Below are 5,361 nucleotides of genomic sequence, written 5' to 3'. Positions count from 1 at the left end.
TGGCCCCAGGCGGTCGTGCCGGTACCGCTGCACCCGCGCCGGGCCCGGGAGCGCGGCTTCGACCAGGCGGAGTGGCTGGCGCGGCGCCTGGCGCGACGGCTCGAGGTGCCCCTGCGGCGTGCCCGGCGGGTCCGCCATACCCCCAGCCAGCGAGGCCTCGACCGCGCCGAGCGCCGGGCCAACCTGCGCGACGCCTTCCGGGTCGAGGCGGCGCTGCCGCCCCGGGTCGTGCTGCTGGATGACGTCATGACCACCGGGGCGACCCTGGACGCCCTGGCGGCGGCCTGCCGGCGGGCCGGCGCCGCGGAGGTCGAGGCCTGGGCCGTGGCGCGCACGCCGCTGCCCTCATCCTGAGGCGACATCCGCCGCGGGGCCGCCCTGGCCTGCGCTTACGTCGCCGGCTCTGCTAGCATGCGGTTTTGGAATGTGCGGAGCGCCCATGGAGACCTGCCAACATCCCTTTGCCCTGCTCTCTCCCGCCCGGGTGGTGGCGGCGGTGGAGTCGCTGGGCTTCTGGCTGCCGGGGGAGCCCTTCGCCCTCAACAGCTACGAGAACCGCGTCTACCTGGTGCATGACGAGGAGCGGCGGCGCTGGGTGGTGAAGTTCTATCGACCCGAGCGCTGGAGCGATGCGTGCATCCAGGAGGAGCACGACTTCCTGGCCGAGCTGGACGCGGCCGGGGTGGCGGTGGCCGCCCCCTGGCGGGATGCCGACGGCGTGAGCCTGCACCGCGAGGCGACCTTCCGCTTCGCCCTCTTTCCCCACCGCCCCGGCCAGGCCCCGGAGCTGGAGAACCCGGCGCACCTCTTCGCCCTGGGGGAGCTGATCGGGGCCGTGCATGCGGTGGGCGAGCGCAGCCGCTTCCGCCATCGCGGCACCCTGGACCTGGACGGCATGGTGCGGGAGGCCCGCGAGCGGGTGCTGGTCAGCCACTGGCTCGGTAGCCGGCAGCGCGAGGCCTATGCGCGGGTCACCGCGGCCCTGCACGAGTGCCTCGCCGACCACGCCTGGCCCGCCGAGCGGGCGATCCGCGTCCAGGGCGACTGCCATATCGGCAATATCCTCGGGCGCGATGAACACTTTGCCCTGGTGGACTTCGACGATTGCCTGATGGCGCCGGCGGTGCAGGACCTGTGGATGCTGATCACCGCCGAGCGAGACGAGGAGCGCCACATGCAGCTCTCGGAGGTGATGGAGGGCTACGAGCAGCATCGCGACTTCGATCGGCGGGAGCTGGCGCTGATGGAGCCGCTGCGTACCCTGCGCCTGCTGCGACACAGCGCCTGGCTGGTGGCGCGCTGGGAAGACCCGGCGTTTCCGGTGGCCTTCCCGTGGCTGGCCGATGCGGGCTACTGGGACGGCCATATCCGCGCCCTGGAGCAGCAGCGCCTGGTGCTCGGCCGAGAGCCGCGCTGGCTGGCCTGACGCCGCAATGCACAAGGCCCCGCGTGCGGGGCCTTGCCGGGTGCAGGAGGGCGGTGGTTACTGGTCCGGGTCGGGACGCTCGGCGGGAACCGGGTTGGCGACCCCGGTGCCTTCGGCCTCTCGGCGCCGGATGTTGATCTGCTCGGAGGGGTTTTCCTGCTCCTCGATGGAGAGCTCGCTGGCCAGGCGCAGCTCGAAGCTGTGCTCCGGGGTGAGCTCGCAGCGGCCCGCCTCGCAGGCGGCGATGCCGAAGGCGCCATCCGCATCATAGGCCGCGGCCGACATCGCGCCGCTGTAAATCTCGCTGTCGCCGCCGTCGGTGGCGATGCAGGTCACCGAGCTGGTGGTGAGGCGGATACGCTCGCCATCCAGGCGCGCATCGCCGACCATCACGCAGTGGTCCGGCAGTGCGTGGGAGCCCTGGCCGTTGGCCACCGGGCGGAGCAGGATATCGGCCTGGCGGGGGCTCTCCTGATCCAGCGCCAGGCGGTCGATCACCTGCACCTCGAGTCGGGCGTCGGCGGGCAGCTCCAGGGTTGCGGCCAGCGCCAGGGAGGGGGCGAACAGGGCGGCCAGCAGCAGTGTCAAGGGGGTCTTGGTCATGTCGGGCTCTCGGAAGAAGTCGTGCACAGCATGAGAGCGCCGATTCTAGCACAGCGGCGGCGAGCCGACCCACCGCTCCCCACGCGCGGGTGCGGCGGGTTGTCACGTACCGGACCTGCGCCGCGGCGGGGCTTGCGCTAGAATGCGGGGTTCATGACAATTTATATTGTACAGAATTAACTTAGTGTATACCTTTTGTACATGGAAACCGGACAGGATGGGCTCACGATGACCGAAGAGATCGCCAACCACTACCGGCAGATCATCCTTGCCCTGGGGGAGAATCCGGAGCGTGAGGGGCTGCGCGACACCCCCAAGCGGGCGGCCAAGGCGATGCAGTTCCTCAACCACGGCTACCTGCAGTCCCTGGAGGATATCGTCAACGGGGCCGTGTTCGAGTCCGAGACCGATGAGATGGTGCTGGTCAAGGATATCGAGCTCTACTCCATGTGCGAGCATCACCTGCTGCCCTTCATCGGCAAATGCCATATCGCCTACCTGCCCAGCGGCCGGGTGCTGGGACTCTCCAAGTTTGCGCGCATCGTCGACATGTATGCCCGCCGCATGCAGATCCAGGAGAACCTGACCCGCCAGATCGCCGAGGCGGTGCAGCAGGTGACCCAGGCCCGCGGTGTGGCGGTGGTGGTGGAGGCCAAGCACCTCTGCATGATGATGCGCGGCGTCGAGAAGCAGAACTCCAGCATGACCTCCTCGGTGATGCTCGGCGCCTTCCGCGACAACCCCTCGACCCGCCAGGAGTTCCTGACCCTGGTCAACGGACGCTGAGCGTCACCCGCCAAGGAGACCGGCCATGCCGCTTCACGCCATCGACGACCAGCACTTCGACCATGACCTGGCCACCATCCGCATCAAGAACCTCCGCCTGCGCACCTATATCGGCATCAAGGAGGAGGAGATCGCCAATCGCCAGGACGTGGTGATCAACGCCGTGATCCGCTACCGGGCCGACAAGGCGGTGGCCTTCAACCGCATCGAGCAGGCGCTCAACTACCGCACCATCACCAAGCAGGTGATCGCCCTGGTGGAGGACAACCGCTTCCTGCTGCTGGAGCGCATGACCCGCGAGGTGCTGGACCTGATCATGGCCCACGAGCCGGTGCTCACCGCCCAGGTGGAGATCGACAAGCCCCACGCCCTGCGCTTCGCCGACTCCGTCTCCATCACCCTCTCGGCCAGCCGCGACCCGCGTCGCCTCGCCTGAGCCGCTCGCCGCCTGGACGGGCCCCGCCCTTGGTGCGCCGGGGTCTTTGCGCTTAGCATGAGGGGCCGGTTCCTGCCCGCATCCTGGAGTGACCTTGGAAGGCGACAACCCGACTCCCGTCCCCCCGCGGCGGCGCTACGCCCCCTGGGCCCTGGCCGCCATCGTCTCGGCCCTGCTGGCCTTGCTGCTGCAGGGCTCGCTGGTCCCCCTCAACCTGGCCGCCGCGGTGATGGCGCTGCTCGGCCTGCGCCAGATCCGCCGCGAGCCCGAGCGCTACATCGGCCGCGCCTTCTGCTGGCTGGCGATCGCCCTGGTGCTGATCCTCGCCGTGCTCACCGCCCTGCTCGAGCCGACGCCCGTGCTGCCGCCGGCGGAGTACATGGTGCCCGATGAGGCGCCCCCGGTGTCCGAGGAGGGCGGCGGAGCGGGAGGATAGCGTCCGCCGTCCCGACTCCCGTATGCTGTAACCACCCCCGGCAGGCGTGTCTCGCGTCGGTGCCCAGGACAACACCGCATGTGCTCAGGAGAACCCCATGGAAGCCCTCAAGGAAACGCAGCTCTACTGCCCCTTCGCCTATATCGATGGCAGCTGGGTCGCCGCCGACAGCGGTGAGCAGATCAAGGTCGACAACCCGGCTACCGGCGAGCCCGTGGGGGATGTCCCTCGCCTGGGTCGTGCCGAGACCGAGCGGGCCATCGAGGCCGCCCATGCTGCCCTGCCGGCCTGGAAGGGTCTCACCGCCCAGGAGCGCGCCGATATCCTGATGAAGTGGCACGACCTGATGCTCGAGCACCAGGATGACCTGGCCATGATCATGACCTTCGAGCAGGGCAAGCCGCTCAAGGAGGCCGCCGGCGAGATCGCCTATGCGGCGAGCTTCCTGCGCTGGTTCGCCGAGGAGGCGCGGCGCATCTATGGCGAGACCATTCCCGCCGCCAAGCCCAACCAGCGTCTGCTGGTCACCAAGCAGCCGGTGGGCGTGGTGGGGGCCATCACCCCCTGGAACTTCCCGGCGGCGATGATCACCCGCAAGGCGGGCGCCGCCCTGGCCGCCGGCTGCACCATCGTGATCAAGCCGGCCAGCCAGACCCCGTTCTCGGCCACGGCGCTGGCCTTTCTCGCCGAGAGCGCCGGGGTCCCCCGCGGCGTGTTCAACGTGGTACCGGGCCGCGCCAGCGAGATCGCCGCGGCCATGACCGAATCGCCCCTGGTGCGCAAGATCACCTTCACCGGCTCCACCGAGGTGGGTCGCGAGCTGATGGCCAACGCGGCCCGGCACATCCAGAAGATCTCCCTGGAGCTGGGCGGCAACGCCCCCTTCATCGTCTTCGAGGATGCCGACCTGGACGCCGCGGTGGAGGGCGCCATGGCCGCCAAGTTCCGCAATGCCGGCCAGACCTGCGTGTGCACCAACCGCTTCCTGGTGCAGTCCAGCGTGGTCAACGCCTTCTGCGAGAAGCTCGCCGTGGCCATGCACAGTGAGCTCAAGGTGGGCGACGGCACCAAGCCGGGCATCAACATCGGACCGCTGATCGATGGCAAGGCGGTGGCAAAGGTCAGCGAGCATATCCAGGACGCCGTGGACAAGGGTGCCGAGCTGCTGATGGGCGGCCACCCCCACCCGCTGGGCGGCAGCTTCTTCACCCCGACCCTGATCAGCTTCGCCAACGACACCATGAAGGTGGCCCACGAAGAGACCTTCGGCCCCCTGGCCGCGGTGTTCCCCTTCGACGACGAGGAGACCGCGGTGGAGATGGCCAACGACACCGAGTACGGCCTCGCCGCCTACTTCTACTCCCGGGACCTGGGCCGCGTGTGGCGCGTCGCCGATGCCCTGGAGTACGGCATGGTGGGCATCAACACCGGGCTGATCTCCAATGCCGCCGCGCCCTTCGGCGGGGTCAAGGAGTCCGGCCTTGGCCGCGAGGGCGGCCACCAGGGGCTGGAGGAGTTCCTCGAGACCAAGTACCTCTGTATCGATCTGGGATAGCGCCCTTCGGGCAGCGCCCAGCTGCAAGCGCCTAGCGCCCAGCCGCTCACTGACGGGCGGCAGGTGGCGAGGAAGAAAACGACGAACCCCCGTCGGATCGATTCCGGCGGGGGTTCTTG

At 69.3% G+C, this 5,361-nt stretch carries 7 protein-coding genes; 6 read left to right on the top strand and 1 reads right to left on the bottom strand.

Annotation, left to right across the window (positions count from 1 at the left end; translation table 11 throughout):
* Positions 1 to 354 (top strand): phosphoribosyltransferase family protein (locus tag J5F18_RS14000; RefSeq protein WP_346299208.1); only part of this gene is annotated, 354 nt, incomplete at its 5' end.
* Between the two features lie 85 nt (positions 355 to 439).
* Positions 440 to 1,426 carry a serine/threonine protein kinase gene (locus J5F18_RS13995; RefSeq protein WP_346299207.1) on the top strand — a complete coding sequence of 329 codons (987 nt, stop codon included), beginning with the start codon at positions 440 to 442 and terminating at the stop codon, positions 1,424 to 1,426.
* Positions 1,427 to 1,483: 57 nt separating this feature from the next.
* On the opposite strand, the gene J5F18_RS13990 is transcribed toward J5F18_RS13995, so the two are convergent.
* A complete protein-coding gene (locus tag J5F18_RS13990; RefSeq protein ID WP_346299206.1) occupies positions 1,484 to 2,029 on the bottom strand; it encodes a hypothetical protein in 546 nt (181 codons plus the stop codon).
* Between the two features lie 228 nt (positions 2,030 to 2,257).
* Here J5F18_RS13990 and folE point away from each other — a divergent pair, with 228 nt between their 5' ends.
* The 4 genes from folE (at position 2,258) to J5F18_RS13970 (ending at position 5,242) form a co-directional block, all read left to right on the top strand.
* A complete protein-coding gene (gene folE, locus J5F18_RS13985; protein WP_346299205.1) occupies positions 2,258 to 2,815 on the top strand; it encodes a GTP cyclohydrolase I FolE in 558 nt (185 codons plus the stop codon).
* 25 nt (positions 2,816 to 2,840) lie between these two features.
* Positions 2,841 to 3,251, top strand: a complete 411-nt coding sequence (gene folX, locus J5F18_RS13980; RefSeq protein ID WP_346299204.1) for a dihydroneopterin triphosphate 2'-epimerase — start codon at positions 2,841 to 2,843, stop codon at positions 3,249 to 3,251.
* Between the two features lie 94 nt (positions 3,252 to 3,345).
* Positions 3,346 to 3,687 carry a hypothetical protein gene (locus J5F18_RS13975; RefSeq protein WP_346299203.1) on the top strand — a complete coding sequence of 114 codons (342 nt, stop codon included), beginning with the start codon at positions 3,346 to 3,348 and terminating at the stop codon, positions 3,685 to 3,687.
* Between the two features lie 97 nt (positions 3,688 to 3,784).
* Entirely contained in the window at positions 3,785 to 5,242 is a 1,458-nt protein-coding gene (locus J5F18_RS13970) for an NAD-dependent succinate-semialdehyde dehydrogenase (RefSeq protein ID WP_346299202.1), read from the top strand.
* Positions 5,243 to 5,361 lie beyond the last annotated feature (119 nt).

The organism is Halomonas sp. BM-2019 (assembly GCF_017584085.1).
The sequence above is the reverse complement of the archived record's forward strand: the minus strand, read 5'-3'. Positions and strand labels throughout refer to the sequence as shown.

Coding starts and splice junctions, on each gene's coding strand:
- J5F18_RS13970 (WP_346299202.1), top strand. CDS start 3,785: ATGGAAGCCCTCAAGGAAACGCAGCTCTACTGCCCCTTCGCCTATATC.
- folE (WP_346299205.1), top strand. CDS start 2,258: ATGACCGAAGAGATCGCCAACCACTACCGGCAGATCATCCTTGCCCTG.
- folX (WP_346299204.1), top strand. CDS start 2,841: ATGCCGCTTCACGCCATCGACGACCAGCACTTCGACCATGACCTGGCC.
- J5F18_RS13995 (WP_346299207.1), top strand. CDS start 440: ATGGAGACCTGCCAACATCCCTTTGCCCTGCTCTCTCCCGCCCGGGTG.
- J5F18_RS13990 (WP_346299206.1), bottom strand. CDS start 2,029: ATGACCAAGACCCCCTTGACACTGCTGCTGGCCGCCCTGTTCGCCCCC.